We start from the raw sequence: 16,711 nt of genomic DNA, 5'->3' as shown, positions 1-16,711 counted from the left end.
GATTTACCGCTGCCGTGTAGCACCACTGGGCCGTTCAGGCCCATGCCGCCGCCAGCGCAACAGCCCCGCCGCCAGGCACAGCCCCGCAAGCAAGGCCATCAGCCCGTAAAGCTCGTCATAGCCTAGCAACGGCTTTTCGATGCGCACATAGCCATCTTCCTTGAGCAGATCCTTCAGTGCCTCGTTGGCCTGTTCCAGGCTGACCTGGCGCAGCTTGCGCACCGGGCTGGCAAAGCGCCCGTCGGTATAGTCGTTCAGCGCCCCCCAGTAGTAGTCGGCCAAGGCGCTGTTGCCTTGGGTGCTCCAGCTTTCCTTGGCGATGCTGGCTTCCTTGATGCGGGCGAAGGTGTCCGGGTCCAGGCCTTCCTTGCGCAGGTGGTCGAACAGGGCCTGCATCACCTTGACAGCCTTGTCGATGTCATCGCGCTCAAGGTCCGCATTGAGGCTGAGCAGGCCGGTGTCGCCAAAGCTTTCACGCTGCACGGAGGGGCCGTAGGACAGCCCGTTGCGCAGGCGCAGCTGGTCGTACAGCGCCCAGTCCAGGTAGCGCGACAGCAGGTCGAGGGTGGCTTGGTGGTCGTTGTCCAGCACCGGCTCGATGAACAGCCAGTGCAATTTGACGCCATCACCCAGCCAGCCGCGGGTCAGGTTGCGACGCTGTTCGGCCTGTTGGCTGATGCTTTCAAGGTTGCGGCGCTCTTCGGGTTCAGTGGCGGGCAGTTCGCCGAACGACCGCTCCAGATAAGCCGGAAGCAGGCGATCGAGGCCTCCGACCATGATCAGGGTCATGTTGTTGGCCGCGTACCAGCGGTCACGCAACGCCTGAACTTGCTCCAAGGTCATGTCGTCGAGGTTGGAGCGCTCCGGGCATTTCAGACCCAGCTCGGTGGCCAGCTGGTCGTTGGCGGGGTGGCCGATATCCTGGCGGTCGAGCCAGCGCTGCAGGTGGCCATAGTGGCCGCCATCCTCGCGCTCTATGATGCGCTTGGCGGTGGTCAAGGCCTTGGCGTCGATGGTGGTATCGCGGATGACTGCCAACAGCAGGTCGAGGACCTTGCGCTGGTTGCGCGCCGGGGCCTCGATGACAAAGGTGGTGTCGGCACTGCTGGTATAGGCGTTCCACTCGCCGCCGAGCGCTTGCAGGCGCTCTTCCAGCCCGCCTTCGCCTGTTTCGTCGATGCCACTGAACAACAGGTGCTCAAGCAGGTGTGGCAGCTCTTTCTGCTCGCAGTCGAAATCATCCAGGCCCACGCCGACCACTAGACGAATCGCCACATGGTCCCGTTCGTAGCCGTTTTTCAGGATGACCTGCAGACCATTAGGCAACAGGTAGCCTTCAACCCGCGAGCGGTCGAGGGCGAACGAGGGCAGGCTGCAGATCAGCAGGCAAACGAACATCAGGCAACGCATGGGCGAGCGAGGGTCCTCAGCTAGGAGAAATCACGGCTGGCGGGCTTCATCGGGCACACTGTCGAGCATCAGCCCTCCGGTGTCCGAGCCGCCCAGTACCACATAGGCACTGCTACAGAACAAAGAGTTCAACCGCTTCATGTCGGCGATCAGTTCCAAGTGTAGCGAACTGGTCTCGATACTTTGCACGACCTTGCGCTGCAGGCGGCTGACATGGGCGTGTGCGAGGCGCCGCTCCTGGGCACGGAACCGGCGTTTTTCCCGCAGCAGCAAGCGGGCGCTTTCCGGGTCGGCACTGAGGAACACCGACAGGCCCAGGCGCAGATTGGCCAGCAATTGCTCCTGCAGGCCGGTCAGCTCTTCCAGGCCTACCTGGGAAAATTCCCGACGCTGGCTGGTTTTCTGCTGCTGGACCTTGCGCAGCATGCGTTCGATCAGGTCACAGGCGAGTTTGAGGTTAATTGCCAGCTCGATGATTTCGGCCCAGCGGCGGTTGTCCTGTTCGCTGAGGTCTTCCCGTGACATCTGCGCCAGGTACAGCTTGATTGCACTGTACAGGGCTTCGGCGTCTTCGCCCAAGGCGCGAACTTGCTGTGGCAAGGCGGTCTGGGTGCCACGCAGGGCTCCAAGCATGGCTTCGAGCAGGCTGTCGACGATATCCCCCAGGCGCAAAGTCTCGCGGGCGGCGTTGGCCAGGGCCAGGCTGGGCGTTTCCAGGGCCGAGGTGTCAAGGTGACGGGGGCGCACCTGACCATTGCCGATTTCCCGTTCAGGCAGCAGGGCGTTGCACAGCCGCCCCATCGGTTTGACCGTGGGCAGCATGATCAGACAACGCAGCGTGTTGTAGAGCAGGTGAAAGCCGATGACCAGCTCCTGAGGGCTGAAACTCAGCGAGTCCATCCATGCCACCAGCGGGTGCAGCACAGGGATGATCAGCACCAGGCCGATCAGCTTGTACAGCAGGCTGCCCAAGGCCACCCGACGCCCGGCGGCGTTCTGCATGCTGGTACTGATGAAGGCCAGCAGCCCGCTGCCGATGTTGGCGCCGACCACCAGCCCGATGGCTACCGGCAAGCTGATCAGTTCGGCGCCGGCCAGTGTCGCTGTGAGCAGAACGGCGGCCAGGCTGGAATAGGAAATCATGGCGAACATTGCCCCGACCAGAGCGTCGAGCATGATGTCGCCGGTCAGTGAGGCAAACAGCACTTTCACGCCCTGGGCATGGGTGATCGGCGCAGCTGCCTGCACGATAAGCTCAAGTGCCAGGATGATCAGGCCAAGCCCGATGCCTACTCGGCCCAGTTGGCCGGCCCGTGTCTGCTTGCGCGAAAGAAAGAAGATCACGCCAAGGAAGATCAGCAGCGGCGACAGCCAGGACAGGTCGAAGGTCAGTACCCGGGCCATCAGTGCGGTGCCCACGTCGGCACCCAGCATGATCGCCAAGGCCGGGGTCATGGCCATCAGGCCTTGGCCGACGAAAGAGGTGACCAGCATGGCCGTGGCGTTACTGCTTTGAACCATGGCCGTGACCAGAATACCGGCGATGAATGCCAGCGGGCGCTTGTCCATGTTCTGGCTGATGATGCGTCGCAGGTTCGAGCCGAATACCCGAAGGATGCCGGTACGCACAATGTGGGTACCCCAGACCAGAAGCGTCACGGCCGAGAGCAGGTTGAGCAGGGTCAGCATGGCGAAGGCCCCCTGTTGCATAGGCCCATCGGGCCAAGAAAAGAAACGTGAGCGTTTGAAGAATTTTCGGTGCTCACTCAAAGCTTTAGCTGTTTTGCCAAGCTGTCGCCAGCTTCGCATGGCAGTCATTTATTTGAAACAGATCTTGAAACGAATGACGGCCTGTCGGGGCTGCTTCGCGGGCAAGCCTCTACAGTGACAACGCGCAGGAAAAAACGCACAGAAAAAAGGCATGAAAAAGGGCCCTGCGAAGGGCCCTTGTTGTGCAGCACTTCCTTGGCCTTATTGACCCGGAATGTCCTTGCGCAGTTTCACCGGTTCATGATCTTTGCCTTCCTTGCGGGCCATGGCGGTGCGCATGCGTATGTTGATGGCTTCCACCCCCAGCGAGAAGGCCATGGCGAAGTAGACATAGCCCTTCGGTACATGCACATCGAACGCTTCAGCGATCAGTACAGTACCGACCACGATCAGGAACGACAGCGCGAGCATCTTCAGCGACGGGTGCTTGTCGATGAAATTGCTGATGGCGCCGGCGCACAGCATCATCACCAGCACGGCCACGACGATGGCGGCGATCATCACCGGTACGTGGGAAACCATACCCACAGCGGTGATCACCGAGTCCAGCGAGAACACGATGTCGATGATGGCGATCTGGATGATGGTGTAGAAGAACTTGCCACCTGCGCCTTTGGGCTCCTCTGCATTCTCGTCCTCGCCTTCCAGGCCGTGGTAGATCTCTTGCGAGCTCTTCCATAGCAGGAACAGGCCACCGAAGAACAGGATCAGGTCACGCCCGGAGATGCCTTGGCCAAATACTACGAACAGGTCGGCGGTAAGGCGCATCACCCAGGTAATCGACAGCAGCAGCATGATACGGGTGACCATGGCCAGGGCCAGGCCGAAGATCCGGGTGCGTGGCTGCATGTGCTTGGGCATGCGGCTGACCAGAATCGAGATCATGATGATGTTGTCGATACCGAGGACGATCTCAAGCGCGGTAAGGGTGAAAAAGGCAACCCAGATTTCCGGGCTGGTCAGCCATTCCATGTATTTTCCTTCGAGCGGTAATGGCAACGCGCCCCGGTCAGGGCGCGTCGCGTGCGTGATACGGATGTATTAAAGACTACTGAACAGCGGGAAAATCCCCATCAGCAGTGCGCCGAGCATTATGCACAGGCATACCAGCACTGCCCACTTGAGCGTGAAGCGCTGATGATCGCCGAACTCGATACCGGCCAGGGCCACCAGCAGGTAGGTGGAGGGTACCAGCGGGCTGAGCAGGTGTACCGGCTGCCCGACGATCGACGCACGGGCCATTTCCACCGGGGTGATGCCATAGTGGCTGGCGGCCTCGGCCAGCACCGGCAGTACGCCGTAGTAGAACGCGTCGTTGGACATGAAGAAGGTGAACGGCATGCTCACGATCGCGGTGATTACAGCCAAGTATGGGCCCAGCGCCTCGGGGATGACCGCCAGTAGGCTCTTGGACATGGCGTCGACCATGCCGGTGCCGGACAGGATGCCGGTGAAGATGCCGGCGGCGAAGATCAGCCCGGTCACGGCCAGTACGCTGCCGGCGTGGGCGGCGATGCGGTCCTTCTGCTGTTGCAGGCACGGGTAGTTGACGATCATGGCGATACTGAAGGCAATCATGAACAGCACTGGCAGCGGCAGCAGGCCGGCGATCAGCGCGACCATCAGGGCGGCGGTCAGGGCACCGTTGAAGTACAGCAGCTTGGGCCGGCGTGCATCCGGGTACTGCGAGACGGTGATTTCGCTGTGGTCGATGTCGTCGGTAGGCAGATGCAGTTCGCCCAGGCGGGCACGCTCACGCTTGCCATACATGTAGGCAATGGCCAGGATCGCCAGCACACCGAACAGCATGGCCGGGATCATCGGCACGAAGATGTCTGACGGGTCTACGTGCAGGGCGCTGGCAGCACGCGCGGTCGGCCCACCCCAGGGGGTCATGTTCATCACGCCGCCGGCGAGGATGATCAGGCCGGCCATGATCCGCGGGCTCATGCCCAGGCGGCTGTACATCGGCAGCATGGCGGCGCAGCAGATCATGTAGGTGGTGGCTCCGTCACCGTCGAGCGAGACCACCAGGGCCAGTACAGCGGTACCGACCGAGACTTTCAGCGGATCGCCCTTGACCAGCTTTAGGATCTTGCGAACGGCCGGGTCGAACAGGCCGGAATCGATCATCAGGGCGAAATAGAGGATGGCGAACATCAGCATCACGCCGGTAGGTGCGAGCTTGCTGATGCCCTCTAGCATCATGGGGCCGATCTTGGCGGAAAAACCACCGAACAGGGCGAACAGGATCGGTACCAGAATCAGCGCGATCAAGGCCGAAAGGCGCTTGGTCATGATCAGGTACATGAACGTGATGACCATGGCAAAGCCGAGGAAGGTCAGCATGGCAATACTCCAGGCGTGGCGCGGCGAAAGGACAGTCGATTCGGGCGTATCAGCGCGTAGGGCGCTGTGCGGGGAGCATGCGGAGGGGGACTACGAAAAGGCGGGCACAGGAATACATCAGAATCACCATTGTTGTTGTTGATTGGGCCGGGCGCGGTATTGACCGGGTGCCCTGGCTGACCGGTCTTGTGCCGGTAGTGGGCGCTATCCTAAAAGGGCAAGCTTTCAGCCAGCTTTCGCTGAAGCAAAGGTGACGAGAGGTAGGTGATGCCGGATGTAACCGAAGGTGGCTGCCATTGTGGTGCCCTGCGTTATCGGCTGGAGGGCAACCTGACGGACATTGCCCACTGTCATTGTTCGATCTGCAGGCGGGTCAGCGGTGGACTGGTGGTCACCTGGCTTACCCTGCCCCGTTCTGGGTTCCAGTGGTTAACGGGCGAGCCGAACTGCTATGTGGCGCCTGCCAGTTGCAGCCGTTACTTCTGTGGGCAGTGTGGGGCGCATGTGGCGCTGGTGACCACGCATAGCCCGCAGACGATCGATGTGACGGTGGCCACGCTGGATCACCCTGAGTGGGTGCGAGCCAACCGGCATATCTGGGTAGGCAGCCGGTTGCCCTGGTTGCATCTGGATGAGGATTTGCCGTCGGAAGATGAGGAGCGCCTGTAGGCGTGGGCTTGCCCGTGAAAGGGCTAGCCCTTCATCCATCACAACTGCAGGCCACCAGCAGCCTTGTGCAACGCCCGCAAGTGCTCGCCGATCTGCTTCACGTTGGCCTCGACCGCTGCAATTTCCTTGGCTCGCGACGGTTCCAGCAGCGCCCTCACCTCTTTGTCCAGGCTGGTGCTCAAGCGCAACAGCTGTGCCTGCCGCTCTCTGCTCACCTGCTCCAGGTGCTTGCGCTCTTCTGGCTGCGGCAGCCCGTAGCCTTTGGAATCGAGCAACTCTGCCGGGCGGCTGAGAAAGCCGCTGTTGGCAAGCATTTGCTTGAGCGTGGCATCGGCTTTGTTGATGCTGCCATCCTTCAAGGCTGCGGCGTTCAGGTAACGCTGCTTGACCTCGTCCTGGGCCAGCAGAAGCTGCCGGCGCAGGCTGGCCTGCTCAAGCAGAAGCAGTGCCGCGCTGGTGCGCAGGTCAGCCTTGGCGAACCAGCTACGGCGCTGCTCGGCATTGAGGGCCAGCCAGTCTTCAACCAGAGCTTGCTTGATTGGCAACTGTTTTCTCAGCACCTCGAACATGGCCTGGTACCGGTCGCGGTAAGAATCGAAGCGGTAGCCCAGGCGTAACGCTTCGCGCGGGTTATCAAGCACGCTGGTATCTGCCAGCCCCCTGCCCTTGAGCACGGCCAGCAAACCGTTGGGCATGATGCTGTCCAGGTCGTTGAGGCGCGCATTGGCGGTGCCGCTGCGCAGCAGCTTCAATGACTCCACGGCACAGTTGTTGGACAGGAACCAGTAGTTGCCGTCATAGCTCCAGTGCATCTCGGCGGCCTGGCGCACCAGGTTCTCGATTTCGTCGCGGTTGAGCTTCAAGGGCACCGAGGCCAGGCTGCGCAGCTCGGTCTTGGTGTATTCGTCGATCACCTGGCCCAGCGGAAGCACGAATAGCCGCGACGGGTAGTTGCCGACCAGGCCGTCCCAGCTGGAGAGTTGCACGTCGTTGACGAAGGCGCGGTACGAAAGCACCAGGCTTTGATCAAGGTCCAGGCGGCAGTCTGGGCCGCGTGGTCGGCCCGGCTTGCAGATCACCAGGCGCAGCATGCTGTGCCCCCAGCGGCTGACCAGGTTCTGATTGGCTTCAGCCAGCAGATAGTCCACTTCGTAGACCCGCTCTGGGTCGATTTCACCTAGCGGCTGGCGGGCGAAGTCGCTGCCGGCATTGATGAATGGCAGGCCTTTGGCACAGGTGTCCTGTTGGGGTGCCCAGCCGAAGTGTTCGCGGAGGTACTGATACAGCGCCGGGCGACGGCAGCTGTAGCTCGGGTCGAGGAGGAAATACTCCATGTTGACCGCGATGTATTCCTTGGGGCTGCTCAACTCATAGCTGTCGGGGCTGCGCACGAATTGGCCATTGTGCTGTTCGCGCTCGCCTCGTCGGCCCACGTACTGCTGCCACCCGGCCAGGTCGAGCAGACGTGGGTCGTCGCTCAGGGTGAAGCGACGCTCGGCCTGCCCGCGGCATTCTTCCGGCAGGCCGACCTTGCCCAGCGTGCCTTGCTGGCGCTTGCAGCGTGCAATCAGCGAATTCTCGACGCTGGGCCACAAGCGGGCACGGTCGTAGAGATGGGTGAGCTCGTGCAGCACGGTGGCCAGCAGCTCTTCACGCACCGTGCCATGTGGGCGGTCGGTGCGCTCAGTGGCGGCGCTGCCATCGGTGAGGCTGGGCAGCAAGCGGCGGTTGAGCTCGAGAGTGGATATCAGTGAAGCCTGCCCATAGGCGTCGGCAGGCATGTTGTCGCTCCAACTGACCCGCACGCGACGGTCCAGCTGTTGCTTGAAGCGCGGTGGCAGCTTACCCATGGCCTCGTCGAGCAGGGCTTGGGAAGCTTGTGCTTGTTGCGGGTCCAGGCCGGACGACTGCAGCTCAAGCTGCAGGTCGGCCAAGGCGGGCGTGCCGAGCAGCGTCAGGGCGCAGCCGAGCAGCCAGGCGCGCACGCGCGTCACAGTGCGAGTATGGCTTCAGCCAGCACCTGGTCGCTGGCGCCTCGCGCTTCCGGTACGCGCTCGCGCAGGGTATTGAAGGCTGCCTCGAGTTGGACGCCGCGGATGTCACCGTTGCTGGCGACAAAGCTTGCAGCGTCGTCGTGGGCTTCGCGCACCACTTTGGAGTCGCGGATCGATGTGGTGGTGTCTGAGGTGAAGTCGATCGAACGGCCAAAGGCACGCACGATAATGTTGCTGGTGGCCACCAGGGTCTGTGCCTGGGCCAGGTCGGCCAGCAGCAGCATGCCGAGGGAAGCGGCAATCAGCGGTTTACGCATGGAGCATCTCCGAAAAATACAGGGAGTCAAATGTAGTTATTGGACGAGAATTGCCTGCGCCAGTTCCAGATCGCCGACGGCGTGCCGTGCGCAATTGTGGCGTAATGATTCAAGGGCGGCTTCCAGGCGTGCACCACGGATCAGGCCGTCGCTGGCAACGAATGCGGCGGCATCGTCGCGGGCCTGTCTGACCAGTTTGCGGTCGAATGGTGCGGCTGTGACCTGGCTGGTGACATAGCCGGTGATGACCAGGCTTTGTGTGGTCGTATCCATGGCATGGGCGCTGGCCATGCCTGCGGCGGCGAACAGCAACGGCAACAGATAACGCATGAACTTTCTTGAAGGCTGGAAAAATGAACGGCGAAGCCTACCTCAGGTGCGAGGGCCGAAGCCAACGCACCTGTCTCGCATGGCGTGTATCAGAGTGCCAGGATGGCCTGGGCCAGCTGTGCATCGCTGGCTTGCAGGGCCGGCATGTTCGAACGGATGTGTACAAAGGCGCTTTCCAGTCGGGCGCCGCGGATAGCGCCCTGGGTGCCGACGAAGCTGGCTGCGTCATCGCGGGCTGCCTGGACGATCTTGTCGTCGCGGAACGAAGAACTCACGTCGGATGTGGCGTCGGTGGAGGCAGCAACGGCGCCCACTACCGCGTCGGTGGTGACAACGAAACTGGTGGCATTGGCAGTGCCAGCCAGGCCAAGCAGCAGGGCGGCGCCAAGCAGGTGTTTACGGGACATGATCGTGGACTCCTGGGGTAGGGTCAGGTTGGTTCTGCTTTATCGGACGTTTGCAGGGATCGTCACGGTACGTTTCAACAACGGGTTCCAGCAGACGGTTATGCCAAGCGTATCACGCAGTGCTGCGTAGGGATGATAACGAGTGCTACGCCAGGCAACTGTTAAGGCATTTTTTTGTATTTGTAAAACTGTACTGGTCGTGATCTGAAGTGCTCTACAGCGTATCTCTCGGGCAATAAAAAACCCGCTGCAGTTACCTGCAACGGGTTTGGGGAATTCACGGTGCCGGCCGAAGCCGGCAAGCCGGGAGCTTAGCGCCAGAAAGGCTTGCTCAGCTCTTCGTAACGCTGCGACTCGCTGATACCGGCGTCTGCCAGCAGGCGGGAGTCCAGGCGAGCCAGTTGACGACGGCTGGTCATACGGCGCTGCCACAGCAGCAGGGTCGACAATGCGCGCAGCGGCAGCGAGGTGTTGGATTGCTGGGCGTTGCTTTCAAAAACCAGACCGGAACTGAGGGTACGTTCCATGATGCTTCATCCTTCCGCTTATGGCGGCATTAGGTAGTGATTTAACTGATGCCAATGATCCTCCTCTGTCGTCCATAACAGTAGATACAGTTCAGTTGAAAGACGATGGCTCAGTTAACTGTGTAACCCTACTGTTGCACTCGAAATAGGCGTAACTGTACTGGTCTGCACTTCTTTGGTGCACTTTGATTCGAAGAAGGGGATTTTTCAGTCGGGAAGATCTGAAAACACCAGTACAGTAGAACAGATTATTCTGCTGATGGCGGAAAGGTGTATTGATAGAAGGGTTTGACTGTTATGGCCCATTCGCGAGCTTGCCCGCTCCCACAGGGAAAGTGCTGCCCTTGAGGGTTGCACATCACCTGTGGGAGCGGGCAAGCCCGCGAAGAGGCCGGAACAGCGGAGGCAGGGCCGCCGTTCCGTACCACATCTGGATCAGCTAGCCAGCATGCGCCCGGTTTCTTCCAGGTTTTCGTGCCAGCTCAGGGCTTCACGCAGGATGTGCGGGGTATGGCCGCCACGCTGGCAGGCACGGTCGAAGTAGTCGTTCAGCGCAGCGCGATAGTCTGGGTGCACGCAGTTGTCGATAATCGCTCGCGCCCGTTCGCGCGGCGCCAGGCCACGCAGGTCCGCCAGGCCCTGCTCGGTGACCAGGATGTCCACGTCGTGCTCGGTGTGGTCGACATGGCTGACCATTGGCACCACGCTGGAAATCGCCCCGCCTTTGGCAATCGACTTGGTGACGAACACGGCCAGGTGGGCGTTACGGGCGAAGTCGCCGGAGCCACCGATGCCGTTCATCATCCTGGTGCCACAGACGTGAGTGGAGTTGACGTTGCCGTAGATATCGAACTCCAGTGCGGTGTTGATACCGATGATGCCCAGGCGACGTACCACTTCCGGGTGGTTGGAGATTTCCTGCGGGCGTAGCACCAACTTGTCCTTGTAGCGCTCCAGGTTGCCGAACACATCGGCATTGCGGCGCGTTGACAGGGTGATCGAGCTGCCCGATGCGAAGCTAAGCTTGCCGGCGTCGATCAGGTCGAAGGTGGAGTCCTGCAGCACTTCGGAGTACATGGTCAGGTCTTCGAACGGCGACTCGATCAGGCCGCACATCACCGCATTGGCAATGCTGCCAATGCCGGCTTGCAGCGGGCCGAGCTTGTTGGTCATACGGCCTGCATCCACTTCCTTCTTGAGGAAGTTGATCAGGTGGTCGGCGATGCCCTGTGTTTCATCATCTGGCGGCAGCACAGTGGACGGCGAGTCTGGCTGGTCACTGATGACGATACCGACGATCTTGGCCGGGTCGATCGGGATCGCGGTGCTGCCGATACGGTCGTCTACCTTGACCAGCGGGATTGGCGTGCGAGTCGGACGGTAGGTTGGGATATAGATGTCGTGCAGGCCTTCGAGGTTGGTGTTGTGCGAGAGGTTGATCTCCACAATCACCTGCTTGGCGAAGATCGCGAAGCTGGCCGAGTTGCCCACCGACGTGGTTGGCACGATGTGGCCTTGCTCGGTGATGGCCACGGCTTCGATGACCGCGATGTCCGGCAGCTTCAGCTGCTGGTTGCGCAGTTGCTCGACGGTTTCCGACAGGTGCTGGTCAATGAACATCACCTGGCCGTCATTGATGGCTTTGCGCAGGGTGCTGTCGACCTGGAACGGCATGCGGCGGGCCAACACACCGGCCTCGGTCAGTTGTTTGTCCAGGTCATTGCCCAGGCTGGCGCCGGTCATCAGGCTGATTTTCAGTGGCGATTGCTTGGCACGTTCGGCCAGTGCATGCGGTACGGCCTTGGCTTCGCCGGCGCGGGTGAAGCCGCTCATGCCGACAGTCATGCCGTCCTCGATCAGACCAGCGGCATCAGCCGCACTCATTACCTTGCTGTGCAGGGAGGACAAGCGGATACGATCACGGTACATGGATTGTTATCTCGGGCTACTGAAACTACTGCAGCGCAGTCTAGAGATTTCGCCCATTGCCGTCCCACGACCATGGTCGTATGAGAAGCCTTGTATTTGAGCCGTTGATCCGGATCAATAAAAGAAAAGCCCCGGCAGATTCTGACCGGGGCTTCCTTTATATCAGCTGGTTTGCAGCGGCTGGTGTCACTCCACTGCCTTGACCATGTCCTCGATGACCTTCTTGGCGTCACCGAACACCATCATGGTCTTGTCCAGATAGAACAGTTCGTTGTCCAGGCCGGCATAGCCGCTGGCCATCGAGCGTTTGTTGACGATGATGGTCTTGGCTTTGAACGCCTCGAGGATCGGCATGCCGGCGATTGGCGACTTGGGATCGTTCTTCGCCGCCGGGTTGACCACGTCGTTGGCGCCCAGCACCAGCACCACGTCGGCCTGGCCGAACTCGGCGTTGATGTCTTCCATCTCGAATACCTGATCGTACGGCACTTCAGCCTCGGCCAGCAGTACGTTCATGTGCCCGGGCATGCGGCCCGCCACCGGGTGAATCGCATACTTCACGGTCACGCCGTTGTGGGTCAGCTTCTCGGTCAGCTCTTTCAGTGCGTGTTGTGCGCGGGCCACCGCCAGGCCGTAGCCCGGAACGATGATCACGCTGTCGGCATTGCTGAGCAGGAAGGTGGCATCGTCAGCCGAACCGGACTTCACCGGCCGCTGTTCTTGCGAACCTTGCGCCGCGCCAGTGTCGGTATCGCCACCGAAGCCGCCAAGGATGACGTTGAAGAACGAGCGGTTCATCGCCTTGCACATGATGTACGAGAGGATGGCACCGGACGAACCTACCAGGGAACCGGCGATGATCAGCATCGAGTTGTTCAGCGAGAAGCCGATGCCGGCCGCTGCCCACCCCGAGTAGCTGTTGAGCATCGACACCACCACTGGCATGTCGGCGCCGCCGATCGGAATAATGATCAGCACACCCATGATGAAGGCCAGGACCAGCATCAGGGTGAAGGCACTGTAGTGGCCAGTGAAAGTGAACAGCAGGCCAAGGGCGATGGTGGTCAGGCCAAGGATCAGGTTCAGTTTGTGCTGGCCAGCGAACTGTACCGGTGCGCCTTGGAAGAGGCGGAACTTGTACTTGCCCGACAATTTGCCAAAGGCGATCACCGAACCGGAGAAGGTAATGGCACCGATGGCAGCACCGAGGAACAGCTCCAGGCGGTTGCCGGTGGGGATCGGATCGCTGATGGCAGCCACAATGCCCATCGACTGTGGCTCCAGCACGGCGGCGATGGCAATGAACACCGCGGCCAGGCCGATCATGCTGTGCATGAAAGCGACCAGTTCGGGCATCTTGGTCATTTCGACGCGCTTGGCCATGATCGAACCGGCGGTGCCACCGACCAGCAGGCCGACGATGACATAGCCGATACCGGCAGTGGCAAGTTCAGCCCCAAGCTTATAAATGAGGCCGACCGTCGTGAGGATGGCGAGCCCCATGCCGATCATGCCGAACAGATTGCCGCGCCGCGAGGTAGTCGGGTGCGACAGGCCCTTGAGCGCCTGGATGAAGCACACCGAGGCGACGAGGTAGAGGAGCGTTACCAGATTCATGCTCATGCTTACTTCTTCGCCTCGTTCTTGGTTTTCTTCTTGAACATTTCAAGCATGCGGCGGGTGACCAGGAAGCCACCGAACACGTTGACTGCGGCAAGGGCCACGGCCAGGGTGCCCATCAGCTTGCCGGCCGGGGTCACGGTCAGGGCCGCGGCCAGCATGGCGCCGACGATGACGATTGCCGAGATGGCATTGGTGACCGCCATCAGTGGGGTGTGCAGCGCCGGGGTGACGTTCCACACCACGTGGTAGCCCACATAGATGGCCAGCACGAAAATGATCAGGTTGTAGATGCCGTGGGAAATCAGCATGTCTTCCATTGTCGTGCTCCTTAGCCGTTCTTGCGGACGATCTGACCATCACGGCACATCAGGCAGGCCGCGACGATGTCGTCTTCGAGGTTGATGATCAGCGCGCCATCCTTGTCGAACAGCAGCTTCATGAAGTCCAGCAGGTTGCGTGCATACAGTGCCGAGGCATCGGCACTCACCTGGGCCGGCAGGTTGGTCGGGCCGACGATGGTCACGCCGTTCTCCTGCACCACTTGATCTGCGACGGTCAGCGGGCAGTTGCCGCCTTGGGCTGCAGCCAGGTCGATGACCACCGAGCCAGGCTTCATCTGCGCCACGGTTTCGGCGCTTAGCAGGGTCGGCGCCTTGCGCCCGGGGATCAGCGCGGTGGTGATGACGATATCGGCCTGCTTGGCACGCTCGTGCACCGCCTGGGCCTGGCGCTGCATCCAACTGGCCGGCATTGGTCGGGCATAGCCGCCAACGCCTTCGGCGCACTCTCGCTCCTCGTCGGTCTCGTAGGGTACGTCGATGAATTTTGCACCCAATGATTCGATCTGCTCTTTCACCGCCGGGCGAACGTCGGATGCTTCGATCACCGCACCCAGGCGCTTGGCGGTGGCGATAGCCTGCAAGCCGGCAACGCCAGCGCCCAGTACCAGGACGCGTGCGGCCTTAACGGTACCGGCAGCGGTCATCAGCATTGGCATGAAGCGTGGGTAGTGATGGGCTGCCAGCAACACGGCCTTGTAGCCGGCGATGTTGGCCTGCGACGACAGCACGTCCAGGCTCTGCGCCCGCGAGGTTCGCGGCGCGGCTTCCAGGGCGAAGGCGGTAATACCGCGTTCGGCCATCTTGCCGATCAGTTCACCGTTGAAGGGGTTGAGCATGCCCACCAGAAGGCTGCCGCTGTTGATCAGGGCCAGTTCCTGGTCGTTGGGGGCGACCACTTTGAGTACCAATTGGGCGCCGTAGGCATCGGCGGCGCTTCCAAGGGAAGCACCCACGGCTTCATAGGCACTGTCCGGAATGGCGGCGTTGAGCCCTGCCCCCCGTTGAACGGTGACCTGATGGCCCTGGCCAATCAGTTTCTTGATGGTTTCGGGGGTCGCAGCGACCCTTGTCTCACCGGTCTGCGTCTCGAGAGGAACACCAATGTGCACGACTATTTCTCCTGCGGTGACCTTTTGTCTTTGTAGAAGCCAGCACACTTCGGATGGTGTGCTGGGGCGGCTGTGGAGCGCCAACCCGCCGGATCCCGGGCGGGGCGAAGCATTTTGCAGACGAACCCGAAGGCCTTCAACCGGTTCTGAAGCGAAACGAAGTCAAAACTACAAGTCACCCTGTGACCGCTTGTCGCAGCAATAGGGTTGCAGCCCCTCAAACATGCGCCATTGGCAGATTAGGAGAAAAAATCAAAAAAAAAGCGGCCAATTCGCTTACGACTAGTTGGATGTCGCAAAATAACCCGCAAAGCCGCGTACTGAGCACGGTTAAAGGGTGTTTTTATGCTTGCGTTACAGTTTGCGAATATGCGACATATACATATATCTGTAGGTGTTTAAAATAATTGACTACATGGTCAATTTGTCGCGCTTGCCCCTGATCTATTCAGGTAGGCCTGAGCCTGGCTTACCAGCCAGTCGCGAAAGGCGCGTAGCGACGCCGACTCCACCTTGCGCTCTGGAATCATCAGATAGTAGGCCTTGTCGCTACTCAGGGCATGCCTGTTAGCGACCACCAGCCTTCCCTCCTCCAACTCCCGCTGGATCAGGAACGGTGGTATCAGGGCAATGCCCATGTCGTGCATGGCCGCCTGGGCGAGCATCGAGAATAGTTCATAGCGCGGGCCTGTCATGTCGCGCTCCACATTCATGCCCACACTGCCGAACCATTGCCGCCAGGCATACGGGCGCGTGCTCTGCTGCAGCAGTGGTAGCTGCGCGATGTGGCGTGCCTCGAGCATGCCCTGGCCGTTCAGCAGTGCCGGGCTGCACACGGGTACTGGGTTTTCACCCATCAGTTGGTGCGACTGGGTGCCTGACCAGTCCGCATCACCAAAATAGATGGCGGCATCGAAGGTAGTGTCGGCGAACAGGAATGGCCGGGTGCGGTTGGTGAGGTTGACTGTGACCTCCGGGTGGCGCTGCTGGAAGTCCTTGAGCCGTGGTAGCAGCCATTGAGTGCCAAACGTCGGCACTACCGCCAGCTCGATCACATTGGCGCCTTGCTGGCGCATGACCGACAAGGTATCGCGCTCCACGGCGTCCAGTTGGGCCGCCACCTGGCGACTGTAGGACAGGCCGGCTTCGGTCAGCCTTACGCCGCGGCGCGAGCGACGGAACAGTTCCACATTAAGGAAGGCTTCCAGGCCACCGATCTGCCGACAGACGGCACCCTGGGTCAGCGCGAGTTCCTGGGCAGCCTTGGTAAAGCTCTCGTTACGGGCTGCCGCCTCGAAGCAAATCAGGGCGGCGGTACTGGGGATCTTACGGCGCATGTACGTCAACCTCACTTGTAAGGCTGTCAATAAGGCGTTTTGCCGATTTACGGAGTGACAAAATATCACTAATTGGTGCGCAATCCTCGTTTGTCCCGGCGGCCGATCAGGCCTAGGCTCAAAGGCACAAGAAACTGACCCCTATTTCGAGGATTCGCTCATGGCCGGTAAAGCAAGCTTCAACTGGATCGACCCGTTGCTGCTGGATCAGCAGCTCACTGAAGAAGAGCGCATGGTGCGTGACAGCGCTTATCAGTTCGCCCAGGACAAGCTGGCCCCGCGTGTGCTCGAGGCCTTCCGTCACGAGCAGACCGACCCCGCGATCTTCCGCGAGATGGGTGAAGTCGGCCTGTTGGGTGCAACCATCCCCGAGCAATTCGGTGGCAGCGGCCTGAACTATGTGTGCTACGGCCTTATTGCTCGCGAAGTGGAACGTATCGACTCGGGTTACCGCTCGATGATGAGTGTGCAGTCGTCGCTGGTGATGGTGCCGATCAACGAATTTGGCACCGAAGCTCAAAAGCAGAAGTACCTCCCCAGGCTGGCCAGTGGCGAGTGGATCGGTTGCTTCGGTTTGACCGAGCCTAACCATGGCTCCG

Annotated in this window: 16 protein-coding genes (1 of these 16 running past the window's edge); 2 read left to right on the top strand and 14 right to left on the bottom strand. The window is 60.7% G+C overall.

The window, feature by feature from the left end:
* Positions 1–3: 3 nt before the first annotated feature.
* The 4 genes from V6093_RS17240 to V6093_RS17225 all read right to left on the bottom strand — a co-directional run bounded on the left by V6093_RS17240 (position 4) and on the right by V6093_RS17225 (position 5,529).
* Entirely contained in the window at positions 4–1,410 is a 1,407-nt protein-coding gene (locus V6093_RS17240; protein WP_265977871.1) for a pitrilysin family protein, read from the bottom strand.
* A gap of 30 nt (positions 1,411–1,440) precedes the next feature.
* Positions 1,441–3,099: a Na/Pi cotransporter family protein gene (locus V6093_RS17235; protein ID WP_003252941.1), complete on the bottom strand. Its 1,659-nt coding sequence runs from the start codon at positions 3,097–3,099 to the stop codon at positions 1,441–1,443.
* 282 nt (positions 3,100–3,381) lie between these two features.
* A complete protein-coding gene (locus V6093_RS17230; protein ID WP_003252940.1) occupies positions 3,382–4,152 on the bottom strand; it encodes a TerC family protein in 771 nt (256 codons plus the stop codon).
* A gap of 69 nt (positions 4,153–4,221) precedes the next feature.
* Positions 4,222–5,529 carry a CitMHS family transporter gene (locus tag V6093_RS17225; RefSeq protein ID WP_010951541.1) on the bottom strand — a complete coding sequence of 436 codons (1,308 nt, stop codon included), beginning with the start codon at positions 5,527–5,529 and terminating at the stop codon, positions 4,222–4,224.
* A gap of 267 nt (positions 5,530–5,796) precedes the next feature.
* Here V6093_RS17225 and V6093_RS17220 point away from each other — a divergent pair, with 267 nt between their 5' ends.
* A complete protein-coding gene (locus V6093_RS17220) occupies positions 5,797–6,198 on the top strand; it encodes a GFA family protein (protein WP_047603793.1) in 402 nt (133 codons plus the stop codon).
* A gap of 38 nt (positions 6,199–6,236) precedes the next feature.
* On the opposite strand, the gene V6093_RS17215 is transcribed toward V6093_RS17220, so the two are convergent.
* The 10 genes from V6093_RS17215 to V6093_RS17170 form a co-directional block, all read right to left on the bottom strand.
* Positions 6,237–8,192, bottom strand: a complete 1,956-nt coding sequence (locus tag V6093_RS17215; RefSeq protein ID WP_047603794.1) for a DUF4105 domain-containing protein — start codon at positions 8,190–8,192, stop codon at positions 6,237–6,239.
* A complete protein-coding gene (locus tag V6093_RS17210; protein WP_003252932.1) occupies positions 8,189–8,509 on the bottom strand; it encodes a DUF2388 domain-containing protein in 321 nt (106 codons plus the stop codon). Before V6093_RS17210 ends, V6093_RS17215 begins: the two co-directional genes overlap by 4 nt.
* Positions 8,510–8,545: 36 nt before the next feature.
* On the bottom strand, positions 8,546–8,839 hold the full coding sequence (locus V6093_RS17205; RefSeq protein ID WP_011953168.1) for a DUF2388 domain-containing protein: 294 nt from the start codon (positions 8,837–8,839) through the stop codon (positions 8,546–8,548).
* 89 nt (positions 8,840–8,928) lie between these two features.
* The gene (locus tag V6093_RS17200) at positions 8,929–9,246 is read right to left on the bottom strand and encodes a DUF2388 domain-containing protein (protein WP_011953169.1); all 318 of its coding nucleotides are present in this window, start codon (positions 9,244–9,246) and stop codon (positions 8,929–8,931) included.
* A gap of 311 nt (positions 9,247–9,557) precedes the next feature.
* Positions 9,558–9,773 (bottom strand): DUF1127 domain-containing protein, encoded by a 216-nt coding sequence (locus tag V6093_RS17195; RefSeq protein ID WP_003252924.1) that lies wholly within the window; start codon positions 9,771–9,773, stop codon positions 9,558–9,560.
* A gap of 435 nt (positions 9,774–10,208) precedes the next feature.
* Positions 10,209–11,702 (bottom strand): acetyl-CoA hydrolase/transferase family protein, encoded by a 1,494-nt coding sequence (locus V6093_RS17190; protein WP_003252922.1) that lies wholly within the window; start codon positions 11,700–11,702, stop codon positions 10,209–10,211.
* A gap of 186 nt (positions 11,703–11,888) precedes the next feature.
* Positions 11,889–13,325, bottom strand: coding sequence for an NAD(P)(+) transhydrogenase (Re/Si-specific) subunit beta (locus V6093_RS17185; RefSeq protein ID WP_003252919.1), 1,437 nt, complete (start codon positions 13,323–13,325; stop codon positions 11,889–11,891).
* A gap of 2 nt (positions 13,326–13,327) precedes the next feature.
* A complete protein-coding gene (locus tag V6093_RS17180) occupies positions 13,328–13,642 on the bottom strand; it encodes an NAD(P) transhydrogenase subunit alpha (RefSeq protein ID WP_003252914.1) in 315 nt (104 codons plus the stop codon).
* Between the two features lie 11 nt (positions 13,643–13,653).
* A complete protein-coding gene (locus V6093_RS17175; RefSeq protein ID WP_003252911.1) occupies positions 13,654–14,775 on the bottom strand; it encodes a Re/Si-specific NAD(P)(+) transhydrogenase subunit alpha in 1,122 nt (373 codons plus the stop codon).
* A gap of 419 nt (positions 14,776–15,194) precedes the next feature.
* Positions 15,195–16,112, bottom strand: a complete 918-nt coding sequence (locus tag V6093_RS17170; RefSeq protein ID WP_004575245.1) for a LysR family transcriptional regulator — start codon at positions 16,110–16,112, stop codon at positions 15,195–15,197.
* Positions 16,113–16,272: 160 nt separating this feature from the next.
* On the opposite strand from V6093_RS17170, the gene V6093_RS17165 reads away from it, so the two are divergent.
* Positions 16,273–16,711: the beginning of an acyl-CoA dehydrogenase gene (locus V6093_RS17165; protein WP_265977873.1), read on the top strand. The gene runs 743 nt beyond the window's last position; the window shows 439 of its 1,182 coding nt (coding positions 1–439); the start codon lies at positions 16,273–16,275; the stop codon falls past the right edge of the window.

It is taken from the genome of Pseudomonas putida group bacterium ESBL64, assembly GCF_045277175.1.
Lineage (GTDB): Bacteria > Pseudomonadota > Gammaproteobacteria > Pseudomonadales > Pseudomonadaceae > Aquipseudomonas > Aquipseudomonas alloputida.
This window is presented reverse-complemented; position numbering and strand designations above follow the sequence as displayed.

Excerpts from the sequence above, each read along its gene's own strand:
- V6093_RS17195 (WP_003252924.1), bottom strand. The coding sequence starts at position 9,773 with ATGGAACGTACCCTCAGTTCCGGTCTGGTTTTTGAAAGCAACGCCCAG.
- V6093_RS17185 (WP_003252919.1), bottom strand. The coding sequence starts at position 13,325 with ATGAGCATGAATCTGGTAACGCTCCTCTACCTCGTCGCCTCGGTGTGC.
- V6093_RS17210 (WP_003252932.1), bottom strand. The coding sequence starts at position 8,509 with ATGCGTAAACCGCTGATTGCCGCTTCCCTCGGCATGCTGCTGCTGGCC.
- V6093_RS17220 (WP_047603793.1), top strand. The coding sequence starts at position 5,797 with ATGCCGGATGTAACCGAAGGTGGCTGCCATTGTGGTGCCCTGCGTTAT.
- V6093_RS17180 (WP_003252914.1), bottom strand. The coding sequence starts at position 13,642 with ATGGAAGACATGCTGATTTCCCACGGCATCTACAACCTGATCATTTTC.
- V6093_RS17225 (WP_010951541.1), bottom strand. The coding sequence starts at position 5,529 with ATGCTGACCTTCCTCGGCTTTGCCATGGTCATCACGTTCATGTACCTG.
- V6093_RS17170 (WP_004575245.1), bottom strand. The coding sequence starts at position 16,112 with ATGCGCCGTAAGATCCCCAGTACCGCCGCCCTGATTTGCTTCGAGGCG.
- V6093_RS17200 (WP_011953169.1), bottom strand. The coding sequence starts at position 9,246 with ATGTCCCGTAAACACCTGCTTGGCGCCGCCCTGCTGCTTGGCCTGGCT.
- V6093_RS17205 (WP_011953168.1), bottom strand. The coding sequence starts at position 8,839 with ATGCGTTATCTGTTGCCGTTGCTGTTCGCCGCCGCAGGCATGGCCAGC.
- V6093_RS17230 (WP_003252940.1), bottom strand. The coding sequence starts at position 4,152 with ATGGAATGGCTGACCAGCCCGGAAATCTGGGTTGCCTTTTTCACCCTT.
- V6093_RS17190 (WP_003252922.1), bottom strand. The coding sequence starts at position 11,702 with ATGTACCGTGATCGTATCCGCTTGTCCTCCCTGCACAGCAAGGTAATG.
- V6093_RS17235 (WP_003252941.1), bottom strand. The coding sequence starts at position 3,099 with ATGCTGACCCTGCTCAACCTGCTCTCGGCCGTGACGCTTCTGGTCTGG.
- V6093_RS17240 (WP_265977871.1), bottom strand. The coding sequence starts at position 1,410 with ATGCGTTGCCTGATGTTCGTTTGCCTGCTGATCTGCAGCCTGCCCTCG.